We start from the raw sequence: 20338 nt of genomic DNA, 5'->3' as shown, positions 1-20338 counted from the left end.
TACGGGCTCACCGAACGGACGCAGTCGCCGCGCGAGACCCGCGCCTACGACCCCTACACCGCGACCCGCGGCATGGCGCAAGGCGGCATCGTGCTGGCCCCGGGCGATGCGAACTACACGCTCGCCACGCGTGGCGACCTGGTGGTCAAGGGGGTGATCGATCCGACGCGCGTCGACCTCCCCAATGCCACGCCGTTCAGCGCCAACGGCCTGGAAGGACGGGGCCAGAGCTGGTTCACCCTGTGGACACCGCACACGGCCATCCGCCTCTTCGGCGCAGGCGGCAACCTGGTGCCGGTGACGGGTGGCGCGGGCGTGCCCGTGACCGACTCGGCCTTCGTGTACCCCTCGATCCTGAGTGCGGTGGCCGCCAGCGGCAGCCTGTTCTATGGCGACGCGGCGACCTTCGACAACACCGGCACGGGCACGCCGCTGGTGCTGGCGCCCTCGGTCCACGGCATGCTGGAGTTCCTGGCCAGCGACTCGATCTATGCGGGAGGCAACACCGTGAGCCAGTCGGGCGCGGCCGCCTCGGCGCTGGCGACGCCGCGGCGTCCGGCGTTCCAGGGCACCGCCAGCAACGGCACGGTGCTCGGCAACCTGTCGGGTGGCAACAACCTGGACGGCGGCGGCGTGCGTCCGCTGTTCGCCTTCGGCCCCAACACGATGTCGGGTGAAGCGGTGGGCACGCAGCCGGCGCGGTTCTACGCCGTGCACGGCGACCTGGTCGGCGTGAGCAGCGGGCGCATCCTGCGCTTCGGGCCTGACGATGCGACGCGTGCCGGCCAGACCTGGTACGAGGGCGCGCAGCCGGTGTGGATGATGGCCGGGCGAGACATCGTGGCGAGCGGCACGCCCGTCGGGCAGGCCGAGGATTCGGGCGGCATTGCGCAGACCTACTTCGCGAGCAGCGGCAACCTGTTCGCTCACCAGAAGCCGGGCGACATCTCGGTGGTCTCGGCGGGCCGCGACATCCTGTTCAGCACCTTCAACGTGGCCGGCCCCGGCACGCTGGAGATCACGGCCGGGCGCGACATCCGCATGGAGAACAGGGCCTCGGTCAGCAGCCTCGGCGCGGTGGTGCCGGGCGACAGCCGGCCCGGCGCGGGCATCGCGATGTTGGCCGGCGTGGGCGCCCACGGGCCCGACTACGCGGGCTTCGCGCAGCGTTACCTCGACCCGGCCCACCTGATGCAGAGCGGCCAGCCGCTGGCCGACCAGGCCGGCAAGGTGGTGAAGAACTACAACCGCCAGCTCACGCTGGGCGACTGGCTGCGCGCCGAGCATGGCTACAGCGGCGACGACAACGGCGCGGCGGCCTGGATGGCGCAGCGGCAAGCCAGTCTCGACGCGGACACCGGCACGCCGCGCCGCGTGCTCGCCAACGACTACCGGCAGGCGAGCCAGCTGTACCTGGTGAACTGGCTCGAAGCCTCGCAGGCCTACAGCGGCAAGGGAGGCGCACAGGAGGCGCTGGCCTTCTTCAACGCACTGCCGCCGGAACAGCAGCGCAGCTACCTGCGCGGCGTGTACTTCGCGGAGCTGAAGGAGGGCGGGCGCGAATACAACGACGAGAGCGGCGTGCGCTACGGCAGCTACCTGCGCGGGCGCAACGCCATCGCGTCGCTGTTCCCGGGAACGAGCTACAGGGGCGACATCACGATGTTCGGCGCGGCCGGCATCAACACGCTGTTCGGCGGCGACATCGCGCTGCTCACGCCGGGCGGACGCCAGGTGTTCGGCATCGAGGGCGCAGCGCCCAAGGCCGTGGGCACGCTGATTCCGGGTGTCATCACGCAGGGCGCGGGCGACATTTCTCTGTACGCGCTGGGCAGCATCCTGCTGGGCCAGAGCCGGATCATGACCACCTTCGGCGGCAGCGTGCTGGGCTGGTCGGCCGAAGGCGACATCAACGCGGGCCGGGGCTCGAAGACCACCGTGGTCTACACGCCGCCCAAGCGCGTGTACGACCGTTGGGGCAATGTGGTGCTGTCGTCGGACGTGCCGAGCACGGGCGCGGGCATTGCCACGCTGAACCCGATTCCGGAGGTGCCGGCCGGCGACATCGACCTGATCGCGCCGCTGGGCACCATCGACGCGGGCGAGGCGGGCATCCGCGTGTCGGGCAACGTGAACCTGGCGGCGCTGCAGATCGTGAATGCCGACAACATGGCGGTGCAGGGCAAGAGCACGGGGCTGCCGGTGGTGGCGTCGGTGAATGTCGGTGCACTGACCAATGCCAGCGCCGCGGCCTCGCAGGCCACGGCGGCGGCGCAGGACGTGATGCAGCGCGAACGCGCGGCGGCGCGTCAGAGCCTGCCGTCGGTGTTCTCGGTGCGCGTGCTGGGCTTCGGCAACGAGCCCGCGTCCGGCGCGCCCGAGGCCCCCGAGGTGCGGCGCAGGCCGGCGGAGCAGGCGAGCTACGACCCGTCGGGCTTCGTCCAGATGGTGGGGCACGGTGCGCTCACCGACGCGCAGCTGACGCGCCTGAACGAGCCCGAACGGCGCGGCCTGCCGCGCGGCCGCTAGGCGGCGACGCACCATGTCGCACGCCTGCCTGCTGCCCCGCGGCGATGCCGCGGGGACCGCCCCTGCGCCGCCGGACGTCCAGCAACTCCTGGTGGCGCACTACGCGCAGCTGCACCGGCGGCTGTCGCTGCACCTGGGGTGTGCCGACGCCGCCACCGAAAGCCTGCACGACGCCTGGCTGCGCCTGGGCGAGGCCGCCTTCACGGATGCCTTGCACAACCCCGTGGCCTACATCTTCCGCGTGGCGTGCAATGCCGCGATGGACCGCCTGCGCGCCGAGCGTCCCTGGCAGTACGCCGGCGAGGCGGACGACACGCTGGCCCAGGTGGCCGACCACGCACCGGGGCCCGAGCTGATCGCCGAGGCGCGCTCCGACCTGAAGGCGGTCGAACGCGCGATGCAGGGGCTGCCGCACCGCCATCAGGACATCTTCGTGGCCTTGCGCGTGCACGAGCTGACGCGGCACGAGGTGGCGGTGCGGCACGGGCTGTCGCTGCGGCGGGTGGATTCCACGCTGCGCCAGGCGCTGCAGCGCCTGCCGACCGGTCGCCGCTCGGACATGCACGCCTGAGTCGTTGCTTTTGTATGCAATGTTTGCAAATGAAAACTAAAGGCCTATGATGAATTCATCATGGACTCCGCCCGACTCGACCTTCACGTGCCAGGTGGCTGGACGGGATGGTTCGAACTCACACGCACCCCGAAGGGCACGTACGCCGGCATCGCGGCGCTGAGCCTGGACGGCATTCCGCGCTGCGCGCTGGTCATCACCCAGCAGCTGTCGTGGGACTCGGCCGTGGCGCGCGCGAACGTGCGCGCGGAGCACTTCGTGCGGCAGTGGTCCGAGCGCGCGCACTGACGAAGGCGTTGGCTGCGCGCTCGCGCCGCGCGTGGTAGAAACCGCCACCCGTGGGCGCGGTCGTGCACCGCGCCGCGCGGCAGCGGCGTTTTTTCTCCTTCGCTCCCGTGCCCTTGCCCTCCCTCTTTTCTGTCGTTCATGCGCAACCTGTCCCCCCGGGCTGACGTGCCGCGCGCCCGGTGGTTCGCCTGGCTGCTGTGCAGCCTGGCGATGCTCGTGCTCGCCGGTTGCGCCGGCCTGCCGACCGAGGTGGTGCGCAAGCCCTCGAGTGCCATCACCGACGGCGCGGACACCGCGCTGGGCCGGCTCGTGCGGGCCGCCGCGCCGCCGGGCGAGCCGCTCAGCGGCTTTCGCCTGCTGCCGATGCCGCAGTTCTCGCTGCACGCGCGCATCGAGCTGGCGCGCCGCGCGCAGCGTTCCATCGACGTGCAGTACTACCTCGTGCAGAACGACGAGACCGGCCGCTACCTGTTGCGCACACTGCGCGACGCGGCCGACCGCGGCGTGCGCGTGCGCCTGCTGGTGGACGACCTGTACACCGCGGGCGCCGACCCGCTGTTCACCAGCTTTGCCTCGCACCCGAACGTCGAGGTGCGCCTGTTCAACCCGTTCCCGGGCGGGCGTTCGCGCTTCGGCACGCGCTGGGCGTGGTCGATCCTGGACTTCGACCGCGTGCACCGGCGCATGCACAACAAGCTGTTCGTGGTCGACAACACGATGGCGGTCATGGGCGGGCGCAACATCGCCAACGAGTACTTCCTGCGCGACGGCGGCTCCAACTTCATCGACATCGACACGCTGGTGGCCGGCGCCGTGGTGCCCCGGCTGTCCTCGCTGTTCGACATGTACTGGAACAGCCAATACGTCTACCCCATCGAGTCGCTGGTGCCGCGCGGCGGCGAGTCGGCGCAGGCGCTGCGCGAGCGCTTCGACCGGCTCACCACGGGCCCCGAGACGCTGCACCCCGAAGAGCCCGAATCGACGGACCTGCTGGGCCACAACCCGCTGGCCAAGGACCTCAACGCCGGCAAGCTCGCGCTGAGCTGGGCCCGCGCCGAGGCGTATGCCGACGCGCCCGCCAAGGCGCTGGCGCCCACCGACGAAGGGCGCGGGCTGCCGGCCGACCAGGCCGCCGACAGCGTGCTCTACAACGTGCAGCGCTACCTGCGCGGCGCGCAGCACGGGGTGCTGCTGACCACGCCGTACCTGATCCCCGGGCGCGGCGGCATGGAGACGATGCAGATCGTGCGCGGCAACGGCGTGGGCTACACCATCGTCACCAACTCGCTGGCGGCCACCGACGAATCGCTGGTGCACATCGGCTACCGGCGCTACCGCGCGCAGATGCTGCGCCTGGGCGTGGAGTTGTACGAACTGAGCCCCAAGCGCGTGGAGCAGACGAAGCGCTTCGGCATCTACGGCTCGGCCAGCGGGCGGCTGCACGGCAAGTCGGCCGTGATCGACGGGCAGGTGGTGTTTGTCGGCTCGATGAACTTCGATCCGCGCTCGGCGCTGCACAACACGGAGATCGGCCTGTTCATCTTCAGTCCGCAGATCGCGCAGCAGCTCACGAGCCTGATCGGTTTCATGCGGCTGGACGGCGCCTACCAGCTGCAGCTGGGGCCGCGCGGCGGCATCGAGTGGGTGAACCCGGCGTCGGGCGACGGGGCGGACACCATCCTGCACACCGAGCCCGAGACCCATTTCTGGGCCCGCTGGCGGCTGGAGCTGCTGGCGCCCCTGGTGCCCGAAAGCCTGCTGTAACGGCTTTTACGTTTACTGCTGCAAACGGCCGTTGAGGTACGGCTCGGGATCGACGGCGGTGCCGTTCTTGCGGATCTCGAAATGCAGCTTCACGCGGTCGGATTCGCTGTTGCCCATTTCGGCGATCTTCTGGCCCTGGCGCACCACGGCGCCTTCCTTCACGAGGATGGTCTTCGCGTGGGCGTAGGCCGTGAGGAAGGTTTCGTTGTGTTTCACGATGACCATGTTGCCGTAGGAGCGCAGCTCGCCGCCCACGTACACCACGCGGCCGTCGGCCGAGGCCACGATGGGGTCGCCCAGGTTGCCCGCGATGTCCAGGCCCTTGTTGCGCACGCCGTCGAAGCGGCCCACGGTGGTGCCGGCGGCGGGGCGGATGAAGAGCGCCTGGCGCGGTGGCGGCGGCGTAGCGCCTGGAACAGGCTGCTGCGGCGGCGTGGGGCCGGGCGTGGTGCAGGCGGCAATGCCCCCAGCCACGAGCAGCGTGGCGGCGGTTCGGAAAACAAAAGTCTGAAGGTGCATGACGCTGTTGGAACGGATTCGTTGCGGAGGGTTCCGTCGAAGGCCGACACGTCGGTGTCGGCCGCTCGGACGATGCTAGCAAACTCGCATCGCCGGGCCCTTCAGCAGCCCCTTCACTTGAGCGGAATCGGCGTGCCGCGATCGACCGGCACGGCCGTTACGCTGTTCTTGGGCGAGCCGTCGATGAGCAGGTCGGAGTAGGTCAGGTAGACCAGTGTGTTGCGCTTGGGATCGACCATGCGCACCACGCGCAGGCGCTTGAAGAGCACCGACAGGCGTTCGCTGTAGACCTCTTCGCGCTTGGGCAGCGGCTGCGTGATGCTCACCGGGCCGACCTGGCGGCAGGCGATGGAGGCTTCGGCCTTGTCCTCGGCCACGCCGAAGGCGCCGGCGATGCCGCCGGTTCGCGCGCGCGAGACGTAGCAGGTGACGCCGCTGACCTTCGGGTCGTCGTAGGCCTCGACCACGATCTTGTGGTCGGGGCCGATGAGCTTGAAGGCCGTGTCGACCTCGCCGACCGTGTCGGCCTTGGCCGCCGAAGCGGCGAGTGCGAAGCCGAGGCTGGCGCCACAGAGGAGGGTGGCGCGCAGGGTCTTGAGCATGGGAAAATTTTTCAAACGATGCTGAGTTCGTGGACGCGGTCGAAGCTGCCGCGCTTGCGGTCTTCGAAGTAATGTTCGAGCGCCTGGCGCACGGTGCGAAAGGCGATCTCGTCCCAGGGAATCTCGTCCTCGGTGAACAGGCGCGCTTCGATCGTCTCGTGGCCCGGGTCGAAGCGGTCGTCGAGCAGGCGGGCGCGGTAGAACATGTGGACCTGGCCCACGCGCACCACGCTGATCACGGCGAACAGGCCCTCGATCTCGAAGTTCGCGCCGGCCTCCTCGTCGGTCTCGCGGGCCGCGCCCTCGGCGGTGGTTTCCTCGAGCTCCATGAAGCCCGCGGGCAACGTCCACTTGCCCCAGCGCGGCTCGATGTTGCGCTTGCACAGCAGCACCTTATCGCCCAGCACGGGGATGGTGCCCACCACGTTCAGCGGGTTCTCGTAATGGATCGTGTGGCAGGCCGGGCACACCGCGCGCTGCTTGGTGTCGCCGTCGTCCGGCACGCGGTAGACCACCGCCGTGCCGCAGTTCTTGCAATGCTTGATGGGTACGCGAAGGAGCATGAAGCGGGACCGCGCGGGCGTCAGACGATCTTGACGGTCAGCGCGGGCAGGCCTGCGACCTGGCCCACCAGCGTGTCGCCGGCCACCACGGCCGCGACGCCTTCGGGCGTGCCCGTGAAGATCAGGTCGCCGGGCTGCAGCTCCCAGGCCGCCGACAGGTGCTCGATGGTCTCGGCCACGTTCCAGATCAGCTTGCTCACGGTGCTGCGCTGGCGGTCTTCGCCGTTCACCTGCAGCGAGATCTCGGCCTGCTCGGCGTTGCCGGCCTGCGCCACGGGCACGATCGGGCCGATGGGCGCGCTCTGCTCGAAGCTCTTGCCGATGTCCCAGGGGCGGCCCTGCTTCTTCATGTCGTTCTGCAGGTCGCGGCGCGTCATGTCCAGGCCCACGGCGTAGCCGTAGATGTGCTTGTGGGCGTCGGCGGCTTTGATGTTCTTGCCACCGGTGCCGATGGCCACCACGAGCTCGATCTCGTGGTGCAGGTTCTTCGTGAGCGTGGGGTAGGCCATGGTGCCGGTCTGGCCCGCATCGACCGTCACCAGCGCATCGGCCGGCTTCATGAAGAAGAAGGGCGGCTCGCGGCCGGTGAAACCCATTTCCTTGGCGTGATCTTCGTAGTTGCGGCCCACGCAGTAGATGCGGTGCACCGGGAAGCGTGCGGGCTGACCGGCCACCGGCACCGAAACGGTGGCCGGCGGGGCGAAAACAAACTCGGAAGCCATGGGAAGGTGTCCTTTTTCAGCGAAGCGGGAGGGGAGACCGGCAGTGTGCCAGAGGCGGCACGGGCTTGCCGGCACGCCGGACTCGGGATTTTGCGGCGGCCCACAATAGGCGCTTCTGCGCGTTTCCCCGATCTCTTTTCTCCCTCGCTCCACCATGCCCATCCGACTCGGCAAAGCCGGCAAGGCCACCGCCTTCAACGAACTCGGCCGCGAACGCGACGAGGCCGGCGACCAGGACGGCGCCCTGGCCGCCTACGCGCAGGCCAGCGCCATCCATCCGTACTGGTCGGCGCCCTGGTACAACGCCGGGCTCATCCACAAGTACCGCGGCGACTGGGCCGCGTCGTTGCAGGCCAACGCCCGCGCCGTGCAGTGCGAGCCGGGCAACGAAGGCGCGCTGTGGAACCTGGGCATCGCGGCCACCGCGCTGGGCGACTGGCCCACGGCGCGGCGCGCGTGGCGCCAGTACGGCATCGGCATCCCGGACGGTGAAGGGCCGGTCGAATATTTCGTCGGCCTCACGCCCATCCGCGTGCACGGCGACGAGGCCAGCGAGGTGGTCTGGGCCGACCGCATCGACCCGGCGCGCGCCATCCTGCGCAACGTGCCGACGCCCGCCAGCGGCCACCGCTACGGCGACCTGGTGCTGCACGACGGCGCCGCCAACGGCTACCGCCGCCGCGGCGAACGCGAGGTGCCGGTGTTCGACGCGCTCGCGCTGATCGCACCGTCGGACCACGCGACCTACGAAGTCTTCGTCGAAGAGGTGCAGGCCGAAGCGATCGATGCGCTGGTGCACCGCTTCGAGGAAGCGGGCCTCAGCGCCGAGAACTGGACCAGCAGCATGCAGGTGCTGTGCAAGGCCTGCTCCGAAGGACGCCCCGACGACCAGCACAACCATGCGCCCGGCGAACCGCCCGCGGCCGAAGGGCCGTGGCACCTGGGCATCGCCGCGCGCGAAGAAGCCGCGGCGCGCGCGCTGCTCGACACGTGGCAGCAAGAACACCCCGACGCCCGGCTGCGCGATTTCCGCTGCGCGCTCCCGGCCACACCGCGCTCCTGAGAGGGCGCTATCCTCGAGAAATCATGAAGCTGCATAACTATTTCCGCTCCTCCGCATCGTTCCGCGTGCGCATCGCCCTGAACCTCAAGGGCCTGGACTACGACTATGTGCCCGTGCACATCGCACGCGGCGAACACCGCACCGGCCCGTACTCGGCGATCTCGGCCGACATGCTCGTGCCGCTGCTCGAGGACGAGGGCGAGCGCTTCTCGCAGTCGATGGCCATCATCGAGTACCTGGACGAAACGCACCCCGAGCCGGCGCTGCTGCCCAGCGACCCGGTGGGCCGCGCCCACGTGCGCGCGCTGGCGCAGTCGATCGCCTGCGAGATCCATCCGCTGAACAACCTGCGCGTGCTCAAGTACCTCGTGAAGGAACTGAAGGTCGACGACGAAGCCAAGAACACCTGGTACCGCCACTGGGTGCGCGACGGCCTGCTGTCGTTCGAGCGTCAGCTCGCGCAGCACCCGGGCGGCACCTACTGCTGGGGCGACACGCCCACCATCGCCGACTGCTGCCTCGTGCCGCAGATCTTCAACGGCCGCCGCTTCGACTGCGACTTCAGCGGCCTGCCGCGCACCATGGCCGCCTTCGACGCCTGCATGAAGCTTGACGCCTTCCAGCGCGCACAGCCCTCGCAGTCGCCCGACGCGGAACCCTGAGCCGGCACGTCGCGATGAATCCGCAATGGCTGGTGCCCGAGTGGCCCGCGCCGCCGAACGTGTGCGCGCTGTGCACCACGCGCGACGGCGGCGTGTCGACCGGGCGCTATGAGAGCCTGAACCTCGGCGACCACGTGGCCGACGATGCCGCGCACGTCGCCGAGAACCGCCGGCGACTGCAGCAATCGATTGGCACGCGGCCGGTGTTCCTGCAGCAGGTGCATGGCACGGGGCTCGTGTCGCTCGACGAGGCCGTGCCCGACGGCACCGTCGCCGATGCCTGCACGGCCGCGACCTCCGCGCGCGCCTGCACGGTCATGGTGGCCGACTGCCTGCCCGTGCTCTTCACCGACGAACGCGGCCACCGCGTGGCCGCCGCGCATGCGGGCTGGCGCGGGCTGGCCGGCGGCGTGCTCGAACAGACCGTGCGCGCCTTCGCGGAGGATGAAGGCGCGCCGCGCCTCATGGCCTGGCTCGGCCCCTGCATCGGCCCGAAGGCCTTCGAGGTGGGGGCGGAGGTCAAGGCCGCCTTCGAGGCGCAGTCGCCCGAGGCGACGTCGTGCTTCACGCCCGCGGCGGCCGAAGGCAAGTGGCTGGCCGACCTGCCTGCGCTGGCGCGTCAGCGGCTGCGTGCGGCGGGTGTCGCGTCGCTTCACGGCAACGACAGCGGCGATGCGTGGTGCACCGTCGCGCAGCCGTCACGGTTCTTTTCGCACCGGCGCGACGGCGTCAGCGGGCGCTTCGCCGCGCTGGTCTGGAAGGTCTGAAGCCGCAGCCTCCGCGGCGGCGCGGCGCGCGGCCTCCTGGGCCTGCGCCTCGCGTTCCTTGATCGCCCGCCGGCGCGCCGGCGTGGCCATCAGGTAGATCACCAGCGCCACCGGCGCGAGGCCGTAAAGAAGAAATGTGAAGATGGCGCCCAGCACCGTGCCCGTGGTGTTGGTGGCCTCGGCCACCGCCATCATCACGGCCACATAGAGCCAGCCGATCACGATCAAATGGATGAACACAGGCGCAGACGTTTTGTTTCAAGGGATTAGTGAAAGCGCGGCGTTGTGAGTGCCTTGCGAATGCAGCATACTCAAAACACGCAAGCCATCCGTTCGTATCGACCCAGGCCACGGCCAGGAGACATGATGAAGCAACAAGACACGGGGGCCGATGCGTTCGCGCCCTTTCAAAAAGCCCTCACGCAGGGCTGGACCCAGGCCATGGAGGCTTTCCAGAAAGCTGGGGGCCCAGGAGGCACCGCCGCTTTCGACGTCGGCGGCACGCCGCTATGGCAATTGCCACAAATGGCGCAATTCCCGGGCGCAGCCGCCATGCCCGAGCTGCCCAAGTTCTCCATCGATCCCGAGCAGCTCCAGTCGATCCAGCAGCAGTACCTGAGCGACGCCACCGACCTGTGGCGCCGCGGCTTCGGTGCCCGGCCCGAGGGCGACAAGCGCTTTGCCGCCGAGGCCTGGGGCAGCAACCCGATGGCCGCTTTCTCGGCCGCCGTGTACCTGCTCAACGGCCGCACCATGATGCGCATGGCCGAGGCCATCGACGCCGACGACAAGACCAAGGCGCGCCTGCGCTTCGCGGTCGAGCAGTGGATGGCCGCGGCCTCGCCCAGCAACTCGCTCGCCTTCAATGCCGAGGCGCAGAAGAAAGCCATCGACACCCAGGGCGAGAGCATCGCCAAGGGCATCCAGAACCTGCTGCACGACATGAAGCAGGGCCACGTCAGCATGACCGACGAGAGCGCCTTCGAAGTGGGGCGCAACGTGGCCACCACCGAAGGTGCCGTGGTGTTCGAGAACGACTATTTCCAGCTGCTCGAATACAAGCCGCTCACCGCCAAGGTGTACGAACGGCCGTTCCTGCTGGTGCCGCCGTGCATCAACAAGTTCTACATCCTCGACCTGCAGCCCGACAACTCGCTCATCCGCTATGCGAACGAGCAGGGCCACCGCGTGTTCGTGGTGAGCTGGCGCAACCCCGACGAGTCGCTGGCCCAGGCCACCTGGGACGACTACATCGAGAACGCGGCCATCAAGGCGATCCACACAGTGCAGGAGATCAGCGGCAGCAAGCAGATCAACACGCTGGGCTTCTGCGTGGGCGGCACCATCCTGAGCACCGCGCTGGCCGTGCTCGCGGCGCGCGGCGAGAAGCCGGCCGCGTCGGTCACGCTGCTGACCACCTTCCTCGACTTCAGCGACACCGGCATCCTCGACATCTTCGTGGACGAGCCCATGGTGCAGTACCGCGAGATGCAATTGGGCAAGGGCGGCCTGCTGCCCGGCGGCGACCTGGCCTCGACCTTCAGCTTCCTGCGCCCGAACGACCTGGTGTGGAACTACGTGGTCGGCAACTACCTCAAGGGCGAGACGCCGCCGGCCTTCGACCTGCTGTACTGGAACAGCGACGCGACCAACCTGCCGGGCCCGTTCTACGCCTGGTACCTGCGCAACACGTACCACGAGAACAAGCTGGCCAAGCCGAATGCGCTCACCGTCTGCGGCGAGAAGGTCGACCTGGGCAAGATCGACATCCCGGCCTACATCTACGGCTCGCGCGAAGACCACATCGTGCCGATCGGCGGGGCCTACACCTCCACGCAGTTGCTCACGGGCAAGAAGCGCTTCGTGATGGGCGCTTCGGGCCACATCGCCGGCGTGATCAACCCGCCGGCCAAGAACAAGCGCAGCCACTGGCTGCGCGAGGACGGCAAGTTTCCCAAGACCCAGCCCGAATGGCTGGCCGGCGCGCAGGAGCAGCCGGGCAGCTGGTGGACCGACTGGGCACAATGGCTCAAGGGCCACGCGGGCAAGCAGATCCCCGCGCCCAAGGGCTACGGCAACGGCAAGGCCTACAAGGCCATCGAACCGGCGCCGGGACGCTACGTGAAGGCCAAGGCCTGAACGGGCGCCAGCTCCCGCAAGATCGCAACCGATTTCAAATCACCTCAACGGAGAGAACCTCATGGAAGACATCGTCATCGTTTCGGCTGCGCGTACGGCGGTCGGCAAATTCGGCGGCTCGCTCGCCGGCATTCCCGCCACCGAGCTGGGCGCCCTCGTGATCAAGGAAGTGATCGCGCGCGCCAACCTCACGGCCGACCAGGTGGGCGAGGCCATCATGGGCCAGGTGCTCGCGGCCGGCGCCGGCCAAAACCCCGCGCGTCAGGCCTGGCTCAAGGGCGGCGGCACCAAGGAAACGCCGGCGCTCACCATCAACGCCGTGTGCGGCTCGGGCCTGAAGGCCGTGATGCTGGCGGCGCAGGCCGTGGCCACGGGCGACAGCGAAATCGTCATTGCCGGCGGCCAGGAAAACATGAGCATGGCGCCCCACGTGCTGCCCAACTCGCGCAACGGCCAGCGCATGGGCGACTGGAAGCTGGTCGACACCATGATCGTCGACGGCCTGTGGGACGTGTACAACCAGTACCACATGGGCATCACGGCCGAGAACGTGGCCAAGAAGTACAACATCGACCGCGCCTCGCAGGACGAACTGGCCCTGGCCAGCCAGACCAAGGCCGCCGCCGCGCAGGACGCCGGCAAGTTCAAGGACGAGATCGTCGGCGTGAGCATTCCGCAGAAGAAGGGCGACCCCATCGTCTTCAACCAGGACGAGTTCATCAACCGCAAGACCAACGCCGAAGTGCTGGCCGGCCTGCGTCCTGCCTTCGACAAGGCCGGCGGCGTGACCGCGGGCAATGCCTCGGGCCTGAACGACGGCGCAGCCGCCGTGATGGTCATGACGGCCAAGAAGGCCGCCGCCCTGGGCCTGAAGCCGCTGGGCCGCATCGCCAGCTACGCCACTGCCGGCCTGGACCCGACCATCATGGGCATGGGCCCCGTGCCCGCATCGCAGAAGGCGCTGCAGCGCGCCGGCTGGAAGGCCGCCGACCTCGACCTGCTCGAGATCAACGAAGCCTTCGCCGCGCAAGCTTGTGCCGTGAACCGCGAAATGGGCTGGGACGTGAACAAGGTGAACGTGAACGGCGGCGCCATCGCCATCGGCCACCCCATCGGCGCGTCGGGCTGCCGCATCCTGGTGACGCTGCTGCACGAAATGCAACGCCAGAACGCCAAGAAGGGCATCGCCTCGCTGTGCATCGGCGGCGGCATGGGCGTGGCGCTGACGATCGAGCGCTGAGCCTGATCACCGGGTGAACCGGTACGGGGAGGGGAGGCAGGGGCTCGCAAGGGCCGATGCCTCCCCTCCCTTTTTTGTGCGCGCTGTTTGCGGGTTTCGCCTGCGGATTACTTCGACCGGTCTGAGTCCACGAGGTCCCAGGCCAGGCCCGCGAGCCAGCCGATGCCCACGAGCCACGCGCCGGCGTGCACCGTGTCGATGTCTGCGGGTGCCAGCCAGTGAACCCCCAGGGCGATCAGCAGCCCGGCAACGGCGCCGAGGCAGGACCAGGGGGAGCTGAGGGCTTCGAGCATGTCAGGGCGACTGTAGCGACCCTCTTTCGCGCCTCGCATCGACCCGATTCGGCGTTCTGAGAACCTTTGGATTCATTTGGGCGACGGTCACCCGACTGGCTGACGCTCTTGTTCACCGCTCAAAAATTGAGCAATGTGTGGAATCCCTTTGTAAAACAACAACTTGCATTCGTTTTACAAAGCTCCGCCCCAGTTACCCCCAAAGTTGCCCACAGAAAGTGGGGATTGAAGCGGACTTCTTCACAACCGGCGGCAAGTCGTTGGTTTCAAAGGGTGGCCTAGCACAGGCAACCCCCTGTTTTTTCGCTTGACTTTCCTGTTTTAGAGCCATTTTTGGATCTGTCGGCCGCCAGACTTGTGCACTGCAAAAATTTTAAGCAGACTAACTATTCTCTTTATAAAACAACGACTTGCAATCGCTTTACAACGCTGCCCCTGACTTACCCCCAAAGTTGTGCACAGAAAATGGGGAAGACATCGGGTTTCTCACAAGCCGCCTGCAAGTGCCTGTTTTTGGCCGGAAATCGGGCCGTCAGCCGGTTTCGGCCTGCGCGTCGGCGTAGTGCTTGCACAAGGTCTCGACCAGCGCCTGGGCGTACACGGGCAGGGCGGCGCGGTCGCGCACGAGCAGGTAGCGTTCGCGCACGCACCACGGGTCGCTAAGCTCGACCAGCGCGAGCCCCATGCTCTCCTGGTTGCGCCGCGCGGCCGACTCCGGCACCACGCCGATGCCCACGCCGCTGCCGATCATCCGGCACATGGCGTCGAAGCTGCCGAGCTGGATGCGCAGCTTCTGGCGCTTGCCCAGGTGGTCGGTGATCTGCCCCAGGAAGGCCTGCAGCGTGCTGCCCTGCTGCATGCCGATGGCGTCTTCGTCGAGCGTCTCGGCGAACAAGATGCGGCGGCGCCGCGCAAAGCGGTGCTGGCGCGCCGTGACGAGCACCAGCCGGTCGGTGCTGAAGTGGATGGTGTCCAGGCCTAGCGTGTCCATCTGGCCCGCGACGATGCCGATGTCGGCGCGCCCGTCGCGCACGCCGCGCGGGATCTGAGCATTCGGTTTTTCCTGAAGGTCGACGTTGATGCGCGGGTTGGCGGCCAGGAAGCCGGGCAGGATCTCGGGCAGGAAATCGGTCACCGCCGTGGTGTTGGCGAACACGCGCAGATGGCCGCGCAGCCCGCCGCCGTACTCGAGCAGGTCGGCGCGCAGCTGGTCGGCCTGGTGCAGCACCAGCCGGGCGTGGTGCAAAAAGGCTTCGCCCGGCGGCAGCAGGCGCACGCCGCGGGCCTCGCGCTGCAGCAGCTGCAGGCCGGCCTGGGTCTCGAGCGCCTTGATGCGCGCGCTGGCCGCGGCCAGCGACAGGTGCTGGCGCTCGGCCGCCCGCGTGAGGTTGCCGAGTTCGGCCGTGGCCACGAACAGGCGCAGGTCGGTGAGGTCGAAGAGCATGGGGCGATGGTAGTCAAGCCTTCGGAATTTCAGAAGCCTGGCTTCCGAAATCGCAGATTGCGCCGGCGGGGCGGGCAGAAGACCATGCGGCCATGGAGACACACGACACCACCCCCGCCTTGCGGCTTCGCGCCAAGGCGCTGATCGCCTTCGGCCTCGCCGCCACCACCTTGCTGGCCACCAGCGCCGCCACCGCCCAGACCTACCCCTCGCGCCCCATCACGCTCGTCGTGCCTCAGGCCGCGGGCGGCACCAACGACATCGTCGGCCGCCTCGTCGGCCAGAAGCTCGGCGAGGTGCTGAACAACGCCAGCGTGGTGGTCGACAACCGCCCCGGCGCGGGCGGCAACATCGGCACGCAGCTGGTCGCCAAGGGCCCGAAGGACGGCTACACGCTGCTCATGACGATCAGCAGCAGCCAGGCCATCAACCCCGCGCTGTACAAGAACCCGGGCTTCGACCCCGAGAAAGACTTCAAGCCCGTCGGCCTGGTCGGCGCCGTGCCCAACGTGCTGCTGGTGAACCCGTCGTTCCCCGCGAAGAACTTCGCCGAATTCCTGAAACTGGCGCGCGAGAAGGGCGCCAACTACCAGTACGCCTCGGCCGGCAACGGCACGCTCAACCACCTGCTGGGTGAAATGCTCAACAGCATGGGCGGCATCTCTTTGCAGCACGTGCCGTACAAGGGCGTGGCGCCTGCCATCAATGACGTGCTCGGCGGGCAACTGCCGATCGTGTTCGCGAGCCTGCCTTCGGCGCTGGCGCACATCAAGGCCGGCAAACTGCGCGCGCTGGCCGTGAGCGGCGAGAAGCGCTCGCCCGTGCTGCCCGACGTGCCCGCCATCGCCGAGCAGGTGCCGGGCTACAACGGCACGCTGTGGATCGGCCTGTTCGCCCCCGCGGGCGTGCCCGCCGACGTACTCGCCACCCTGCAGGACGCGACGCGCAAGGCGCTCGCGGCCAAGGACCTGCGCGACAAGCTCGACCAGCAGGGCGTCGAGATCGCCGCGGCCACCTCGCCCGAACAGTTCTCGGCGCTGCTGCGCACCGACCTCGCCAAGTGGGCGCGCATCGTCAAGGCCTCGGGCGCCGCGGTCGACTGACCTCGCCACTCATCCTTCTTCCCGACACACACGACATGACTTCTCCCCTGATCGACGCCGAAGCCCTCGCGCACCTGCAGGCCTGGCAGGGCCGCACCGAAACGCTGCGCGACGACCTCACCGCCGCGCCCGTGCGCGGCCTGTCCGCCACGCTCGACCGCGACGACTCGCTGCCCGAGGCGGGCACGCGCCTGCCTGCGCTGTGGCACTGGCTCTACTTCCTGCCGCACCACCGCCAGTCGGAGATCGGCGAAGACGGCCACGCGAAACGCGGCGGCTTCCTGCCGCCCGTGCCGCTGCCGCGCCGCATGTGGGCCGGCGGCCGGCTGACGTGGGAGCCGGGCAATCCGCTGCAGGTGGGCGATGCGGTCGAGCGCACGTCGACCATCGCCTCGGTCACGCACAAGGCCGGCCGCACGGGCGAGCTGGTGTTCGTGCTGGTGCGCCATGAAGTGCGCAACGCGCGCGGCCTCGCGCTGACCGAAGAGCACGACATCGTCTACCGCGCCGCCGCCGCACCGGGCGAGGCCGCACCATCGCCCACGCCCGCACCGAAGGACGCCGCCTTCAGTCGCGACCTCGTGCCCGACGACGTGCTGTTGTTCCGCTACTCGGCGCTGACCTTCAACGGCCACCGCATCCACTACGACCGCCGCTACGTCACGCAGGTCGAGGGCTACCCGGGCCTCATCGTGCACGGGCCGCTGATCGCGACGCTGCTGGTCGACCTGCTGCGTCGCAACGCGCCGGCCGATGCGCAGCTCGCGCGCTTCGAGTTCCGCGCCGTGCGCCCGACCTTCGACATCGCGCCGTTCCGCGTGCACGGCAAGCCCGCCGAAGGCAGCACCGACGGCAAGACCTTCAGCCTGTGGGGCGAAGACGCCGACGGCTGGCTCACGATGCAGGCCACGGCCGAGCTCGCCTGACGCAAGGAAAGAAAGAAGAAGCCCATGATCAGACCCCTGGACGGCATCACCGTCATCTCGCTCGAGCACGCCATCGCGGCGCCGTTCTGCACCCGCCAGCTCGCCGACCTCGGCGCGCGCGTCATCAAGGTCGAGCGCCCCGGCGGCGGCGACTTTGCGCGCGCCTACGACGAGCGCGTGAACGGCGAGGCCTCGCACTTCGTGTGGGTCAACCGCTCGAAGGAAAGCCTCACGCTCGACCTGAAGCAACCCGCCGCGCTCGCCGTGCTGCAGGAGCTGGTGGCCGGCGCCGACGTGCTGGTGCAGAACCTCGCCCCCGGCGCCGCCGCGCGCATGGGCCTGGGCGCCCAGGTGCTGCAGGAGAAGCACCCCGCGCTCATCGTCTGCGACATCTCGGGCTACGGCGAAGACGGACCGTACCGCGACAAGAAGGCCTACGACCTGCTCATTCAGAGCGAGGCCGGCTTTCTCTCGGTGACGGGCACGCCCGACGACCCGTGCAAGTCGGGCAACTCCATCGCCGACATCGCGGCGGGCATGTACGCCTACACCGGCATCCTCGCGGCGCTGATGCAGCGCGGCAAGACGGGCAAGGGCTCGCACATCGACGTGTCGATGCTCGAATCGCTTGCCGAGTGGATGGGCTACCCGATGTACTACGCCTACGACGGCGCGCCGCCGCCGCCGCGCAGCGCCGCCTCGCACGCCACCATCTACCCCTACGGCCCGTTCCCCGCCGGCGACGGCGGCACCGTGATGCTCGGCCTGCAGAACGAGCGCGAGTGGCGCGCCTTCTGCGACAAGGTGCTGCTGCGCCCCGAGCTCGCGAGCGACCCGCGCTTCGACAGCAATGCGCGGCGCAACGAACACCGCGAGGCGCTGCGTGCGCTCATCGTCGACACCTTCGGCGCGCTCAGCGCGGCGCAGGTGCTCGAACGGCTCGACACCGCGCAGATCGCCAACGCGCGCATGAACGACATGGCCGGGCTGTGGGCGCATCCGCAGCTGCAGGCACGCGAGCGCTGGCGCCAGGTGGGCTCGCCGGCCGGCGACATCCCGGCGCTGCTGCCGGCCGGTCGTCAGAGCGCGTTCGACTACCGCATGGACCCGGTGCCCGCAGTCGGCCAGCACACCGACGCCATCCTGCGCAGCCTGGGCCGCGGCGACGACGCGATTGCAGCGCTGCGCGCGGCCGGCGCGGTATGAGCGGACCCGCTAATCAAGCGCTCGCTTTGGCGCGCGCCTTTCTCTTCGTGCCGGCCGACCGGCCCGAGCGCCATGCGCGGGCACTGGCGACGGGCGCGGGCGGCGTGATCATCGACCTCGAAGATGCCGTGGCGCCCGCGCGCAAGGCCGAGTCGCGCGACGCGCTCGGCGCCTCGCTGGCGGCGCTGCCCGCCGAAGGGCGAGGGCGACTTCTGGTGCGCGTGAACGCCAGCGGCACGCCGTGGCATGACGACGACTGCGCGCGCGCGGCGGGCTGGATCGCCGAGGGCCTTATCGCCGGCGTCGTGCTGCCCAAGGCCGAGCATGCCGACGAACTGCATCGGCTGGCCGCGACGGTCGGACCGAAGGCCGTGCTGGTGCCGCTCATCGAATCGGCCGCGGGGCTCGCGGCGGTCGATGCCATCGCGGGTGCCCCGCAGGTGCTGCGGCTGGCCTTCGGCCACCTCGATTTCCAGGCCGACCTCGGCATGGCCTGCGAGGCCGACGAGGCCGAGCTGGTGCCCGTGCGTCTCGCGCTCGTGCTGGCCTCGCGCCGCGCCGGGCTGGCCACGCCCATCGACGGCGTGTCACCCGACTGGCGCGATGCGCAGCGGCTCGCCGCCGACACCGCGCGCGCCCGGCGCGGCGGCTTCGGCGCCAAGCTGTGCATCCACCCCGAGCAGGTCGCACCCGTGCAGGCCGCGCTCGGGCCCACGGCCGACGAGGTGGCCTGGGCGCACCGCGTCACCGAGGCCGTGCGCGCGGCCGGCGGCGGCGTCGTGAGCCTCGACGGCCGCATGGTCGACGGGCCCGTGGTGCGGCTGGCCGAGCGCTGGCTCGCGTTGGCCCCGCAGCACGGCCCGGGCGATTCATCCGTGACGCACTGATCCACAGACAAACCACAAGGAGACAAAGAAGTGAACGCAACGAAGACCTGGAAACTGAAAGCCCTCATTGCCACATCGGCGGGCGCCTGCCTGCTCGCTGCCGCATCGCCCGCCGCCGCGCAGGCCGCGTGGCCCGACAAGCCCATCGTGATGGTCGTGCCGTACTCGGCCGGCGGCCCCACCGACGTGGTGGCGCGCATGCTCGCCGTGCCCATGGGCAAGTCGCTGGGGCAGACCGTGGTGGTCGAGAACACCGTGGGCGCGGGCGGCACCATCGCGCCGACCCGCGTGGCCAAGGCGGCGCCCAACGGCTACACCATCCTCATCCACCACATGGGCATGGCCACCGCACCCGCGCTGTACAAGAAGCTCAACTACGACCCGCTGAAAGACTTCGAGTACGTCGGCCAGGTCATGGACGTGCCGATGACCCTGCTGTCGCGCAAGGACTTCCCGGCCAACAACTTCAAGGAACTGCTGGCCTACGTGAAGGCCAACAAGGAGAAGGTCTCGCTCGCCAACGCCGGCATCGGCGCCGTCTCGCAGCTGTGCGGCATGCTCTTCGCGCACCAGATCGGCGTGCAGCTGACGACCGTGCCCTACAAGGGCGCAGGCCCGGCGCTCAACGACCTCATGGGCGGGCAGGTCGACCTGCTGTGCGACCAGACCACGCAGACCGCGCCCGTCATCAAGGACGGCCAGCGCGTGAAGGTGTTCGGCGTGACCACGCCCAAGCGCCTGTCGAGCATGCCCGACATCCCCACGCTCGACGAGCAGGGCCTCAAAGGCTTCGACGTGAAGGTGTGGCACGGCGTGTACGCGCCCAAGGGCACGCCGCCGGCCGTGATCGAGAAGCTCAACGTGGCCCTGCGCGCCGCGCTGCAGGACGACAACGTGAAGAAGCGCTTCGCCGAGCTGAGCACCGAGGCCGTGCCGATGGAGAAGGTCACGCCCGAGGCGCTGCGCAGCCATCTGGCGGCGGAGATCGAGAAGTGGGGGAAGGTGATCCGGGCTGCGGGGGTGCAGGCGGATTGAAGACGGCAGCTTGAG

At 69.2% G+C, this 20338-nt stretch carries 21 protein-coding genes; 14 read left to right on the top strand and 7 right to left on the bottom strand.

Annotated features, from left to right (window positions below; all coding sequences use genetic code 11):
* The first annotated feature begins 72 nt into the window (after positions 1-72).
* The 4 genes from AC1RAD_RS12210 to AC1RAD_RS12195 all read left to right on the top strand — a co-directional run bounded on the left by AC1RAD_RS12210 (position 73) and on the right by AC1RAD_RS12195 (position 5152).
* Positions 73-2529, top strand: coding sequence for a filamentous hemagglutinin family protein (locus tag AC1RAD_RS12210; RefSeq protein WP_492735234.1), 2457 nt, complete (start codon positions 73-75; stop codon positions 2527-2529).
* A gap of 13 nt (positions 2530-2542) precedes the next feature.
* Positions 2543-3100: an RNA polymerase sigma factor gene (locus AC1RAD_RS12205; RefSeq protein WP_492734998.1), complete on the top strand. Its 558-nt coding sequence runs from the start codon at positions 2543-2545 to the stop codon at positions 3098-3100.
* A 60-nt stretch (positions 3101-3160) separates the two neighbouring features.
* On the top strand, positions 3161-3388 hold the full coding sequence (locus AC1RAD_RS12200) for a hypothetical protein (protein WP_070061133.1): 228 nt from the start codon (positions 3161-3163) through the stop codon (positions 3386-3388).
* A 138-nt stretch (positions 3389-3526) separates the two neighbouring features.
* On the top strand, positions 3527-5152 hold the full coding sequence (locus tag AC1RAD_RS12195) for a phospholipase D family protein (RefSeq protein WP_492734996.1): 1626 nt from the start codon (positions 3527-3529) through the stop codon (positions 5150-5152).
* Positions 5153-5164: 12 nt separating this feature from the next.
* Here the strand turns inward: AC1RAD_RS12195 and AC1RAD_RS12190 are convergent, their stop codons facing one another.
* The 4 genes from AC1RAD_RS12190 to AC1RAD_RS12175 all read right to left on the bottom strand — a co-directional run bounded on the left by AC1RAD_RS12190 (position 5165) and on the right by AC1RAD_RS12175 (position 7558).
* The gene (locus AC1RAD_RS12190) at positions 5165-5671 is read right to left on the bottom strand and encodes a murein hydrolase activator EnvC family protein (RefSeq protein WP_062480281.1); all 507 of its coding nucleotides are present in this window, start codon (positions 5669-5671) and stop codon (positions 5165-5167) included.
* Positions 5672-5784: 113 nt separating this feature from the next.
* Positions 5785-6273, bottom strand: a complete 489-nt coding sequence (locus AC1RAD_RS12185) for a CreA family protein (RefSeq protein ID WP_062480278.1) — start codon at positions 6271-6273, stop codon at positions 5785-5787.
* 11 nt (positions 6274-6284) lie between these two features.
* Positions 6285-6836, bottom strand: coding sequence for an NUDIX hydrolase (locus AC1RAD_RS12180; protein WP_062480276.1), 552 nt, complete (start codon positions 6834-6836; stop codon positions 6285-6287).
* A gap of 20 nt (positions 6837-6856) precedes the next feature.
* Positions 6857-7558: a fumarylacetoacetate hydrolase family protein gene (locus tag AC1RAD_RS12175; protein WP_070061132.1), complete on the bottom strand. Its 702-nt coding sequence runs from the start codon at positions 7556-7558 to the stop codon at positions 6857-6859.
* A gap of 154 nt (positions 7559-7712) precedes the next feature.
* On the opposite strand from AC1RAD_RS12175, the gene AC1RAD_RS12170 reads away from it, so the two are divergent.
* The 3 genes from AC1RAD_RS12170 to pgeF are packed head-to-tail and all read left to right on the top strand — an operon-like array spanning position 7713 to position 10050.
* The gene (locus AC1RAD_RS12170; RefSeq protein WP_492734995.1) at positions 7713-8621 is read left to right on the top strand and encodes a tetratricopeptide repeat protein; all 909 of its coding nucleotides are present in this window, start codon (positions 7713-7715) and stop codon (positions 8619-8621) included.
* A 23-nt stretch (positions 8622-8644) separates the two neighbouring features.
* Entirely contained in the window at positions 8645-9283 is a 639-nt protein-coding gene (gene maiA, locus AC1RAD_RS12165; RefSeq protein WP_062480269.1) for a maleylacetoacetate isomerase, read from the top strand.
* Between the two features lie 14 nt (positions 9284-9297).
* Positions 9298-10050 carry a peptidoglycan editing factor PgeF gene (gene pgeF, locus AC1RAD_RS12160; RefSeq protein WP_492734994.1) on the top strand — a complete coding sequence of 251 codons (753 nt, stop codon included), beginning with the start codon at positions 9298-9300 and terminating at the stop codon, positions 10048-10050.
* On the opposite strand, the gene AC1RAD_RS12155 is transcribed toward pgeF, so the two are convergent.
* A complete protein-coding gene (locus AC1RAD_RS12155; RefSeq protein ID WP_095745806.1) occupies positions 9982-10290 on the bottom strand; it encodes a hypothetical protein in 309 nt (102 codons plus the stop codon). The two genes, pgeF and AC1RAD_RS12155, sit on opposite strands and share 69 nt — an antisense overlap.
* A 126-nt stretch (positions 10291-10416) precedes the next feature.
* Between AC1RAD_RS12155 and phaC the strand changes: the two genes are divergently transcribed.
* Positions 10417-12189, top strand: a complete 1773-nt coding sequence (gene phaC, locus AC1RAD_RS12150; protein ID WP_492734992.1) for a class I poly(R)-hydroxyalkanoic acid synthase — start codon at positions 10417-10419, stop codon at positions 12187-12189.
* Between the two features lie 61 nt (positions 12190-12250).
* Positions 12251-13429 (top strand): acetyl-CoA C-acetyltransferase, encoded by a 1179-nt coding sequence (locus AC1RAD_RS12145; RefSeq protein ID WP_062480264.1) that lies wholly within the window; start codon positions 12251-12253, stop codon positions 13427-13429.
* 107 nt (positions 13430-13536) lie between these two features.
* On the opposite strand, the gene AC1RAD_RS12140 is transcribed toward AC1RAD_RS12145, so the two are convergent.
* Entirely contained in the window at positions 13537-13722 is a 186-nt protein-coding gene (locus tag AC1RAD_RS12140; RefSeq protein WP_492734990.1) for a hypothetical protein, read from the bottom strand.
* A gap of 532 nt (positions 13723-14254) precedes the next feature.
* Positions 14255-15166: a LysR family transcriptional regulator gene (locus tag AC1RAD_RS12135; protein ID WP_492734988.1), complete on the bottom strand. Its 912-nt coding sequence runs from the start codon at positions 15164-15166 to the stop codon at positions 14255-14257.
* A gap of 92 nt (positions 15167-15258) precedes the next feature.
* Here AC1RAD_RS12135 and AC1RAD_RS12130 point away from each other — a divergent pair, with 92 nt between their 5' ends.
* Genes AC1RAD_RS12130 through AC1RAD_RS12110 form a run of 5 tightly spaced genes read left to right on the top strand, consistent with a single transcriptional unit; the run spans position 15259 to position 20323 of the window.
* The gene (locus tag AC1RAD_RS12130; RefSeq protein WP_492734986.1) at positions 15259-16269 is read left to right on the top strand and encodes a Bug family tripartite tricarboxylate transporter substrate binding protein; all 1011 of its coding nucleotides are present in this window, start codon (positions 15259-15261) and stop codon (positions 16267-16269) included.
* A 35-nt stretch (positions 16270-16304) separates the two neighbouring features.
* Complete coding sequence (locus AC1RAD_RS12125) at positions 16305-17195, top strand: HTD2 family dehydratase (RefSeq protein WP_492734984.1); 891 nt, start codon at positions 16305-16307, stop codon at positions 17193-17195.
* Between the two features lie 24 nt (positions 17196-17219).
* Positions 17220-18401, top strand: a complete 1182-nt coding sequence (locus AC1RAD_RS12120) for a CaiB/BaiF CoA transferase family protein (RefSeq protein ID WP_492734982.1) — start codon at positions 17220-17222, stop codon at positions 18399-18401.
* Entirely contained in the window at positions 18398-19288 is an 891-nt protein-coding gene (locus AC1RAD_RS12115; protein WP_492734980.1) for an HpcH/HpaI aldolase/citrate lyase family protein, read from the top strand. Before AC1RAD_RS12120 ends, AC1RAD_RS12115 begins: the two co-directional genes overlap by 4 nt.
* A gap of 30 nt (positions 19289-19318) precedes the next feature.
* Positions 19319-20323: a tripartite tricarboxylate transporter substrate binding protein BugD gene (locus AC1RAD_RS12110; RefSeq protein WP_492734978.1), complete on the top strand. Its 1005-nt coding sequence runs from the start codon at positions 19319-19321 to the stop codon at positions 20321-20323.
* Positions 20324-20338 lie beyond the last annotated feature (15 nt).

The sequence above is a fragment of the Variovorax sp. GW823-FHT04B03 genome (genome assembly GCF_058796495.1).
This window is presented reverse-complemented; position numbering and strand designations above follow the sequence as displayed.

What these genes read in the sequence shown, in the direction of transcription:
- AC1RAD_RS12210 (WP_492735234.1), top strand. Translation starts at nt 73, where the DNA reads ATGGCGCAAGGCGGCATCGTGCTGGCCCCGGGCGATGCGAACTACACG.
- AC1RAD_RS12205 (WP_492734998.1), top strand. Translation starts at nt 2,543, where the DNA reads ATGTCGCACGCCTGCCTGCTGCCCCGCGGCGATGCCGCGGGGACCGCC.
- AC1RAD_RS12200 (WP_070061133.1), top strand. Translation starts at nt 3,161, where the DNA reads ATGGACTCCGCCCGACTCGACCTTCACGTGCCAGGTGGCTGGACGGGA.
- AC1RAD_RS12195 (WP_492734996.1), top strand. Translation starts at nt 3,527, where the DNA reads ATGCGCAACCTGTCCCCCCGGGCTGACGTGCCGCGCGCCCGGTGGTTC.
- AC1RAD_RS12190 (WP_062480281.1), bottom strand. Translation starts at nt 5,671, where the DNA reads ATGCACCTTCAGACTTTTGTTTTCCGAACCGCCGCCACGCTGCTCGTG.
- AC1RAD_RS12185 (WP_062480278.1), bottom strand. Translation starts at nt 6,273, where the DNA reads ATGCTCAAGACCCTGCGCGCCACCCTCCTCTGTGGCGCCAGCCTCGGC.
- AC1RAD_RS12180 (WP_062480276.1), bottom strand. Translation starts at nt 6,836, where the DNA reads ATGCTCCTTCGCGTACCCATCAAGCATTGCAAGAACTGCGGCACGGCG.
- AC1RAD_RS12175 (WP_070061132.1), bottom strand. Translation starts at nt 7,558, where the DNA reads ATGGCTTCCGAGTTTGTTTTCGCCCCGCCGGCCACCGTTTCGGTGCCG.
- AC1RAD_RS12170 (WP_492734995.1), top strand. Translation starts at nt 7,713, where the DNA reads ATGCCCATCCGACTCGGCAAAGCCGGCAAGGCCACCGCCTTCAACGAA.
- maiA (WP_062480269.1), top strand. Translation starts at nt 8,645, where the DNA reads ATGAAGCTGCATAACTATTTCCGCTCCTCCGCATCGTTCCGCGTGCGC.
- pgeF (WP_492734994.1), top strand. Translation starts at nt 9,298, where the DNA reads ATGAATCCGCAATGGCTGGTGCCCGAGTGGCCCGCGCCGCCGAACGTG.
- phaC (WP_492734992.1), top strand. Translation starts at nt 10,417, where the DNA reads ATGAAGCAACAAGACACGGGGGCCGATGCGTTCGCGCCCTTTCAAAAA.
- AC1RAD_RS12145 (WP_062480264.1), top strand. Translation starts at nt 12,251, where the DNA reads ATGGAAGACATCGTCATCGTTTCGGCTGCGCGTACGGCGGTCGGCAAA.
- AC1RAD_RS12140 (WP_492734990.1), bottom strand. Translation starts at nt 13,722, where the DNA reads ATGCTCGAAGCCCTCAGCTCCCCCTGGTCCTGCCTCGGCGCCGTTGCC.
- AC1RAD_RS12135 (WP_492734988.1), bottom strand. Translation starts at nt 15,166, where the DNA reads ATGCTCTTCGACCTCACCGACCTGCGCCTGTTCGTGGCCACGGCCGAA.
- AC1RAD_RS12130 (WP_492734986.1), top strand. Translation starts at nt 15,259, where the DNA reads ATGGAGACACACGACACCACCCCCGCCTTGCGGCTTCGCGCCAAGGCG.
- AC1RAD_RS12125 (WP_492734984.1), top strand. Translation starts at nt 16,305, where the DNA reads ATGACTTCTCCCCTGATCGACGCCGAAGCCCTCGCGCACCTGCAGGCC.
- AC1RAD_RS12120 (WP_492734982.1), top strand. Translation starts at nt 17,220, where the DNA reads ATGATCAGACCCCTGGACGGCATCACCGTCATCTCGCTCGAGCACGCC.
- AC1RAD_RS12115 (WP_492734980.1), top strand. Translation starts at nt 18,398, where the DNA reads ATGAGCGGACCCGCTAATCAAGCGCTCGCTTTGGCGCGCGCCTTTCTC.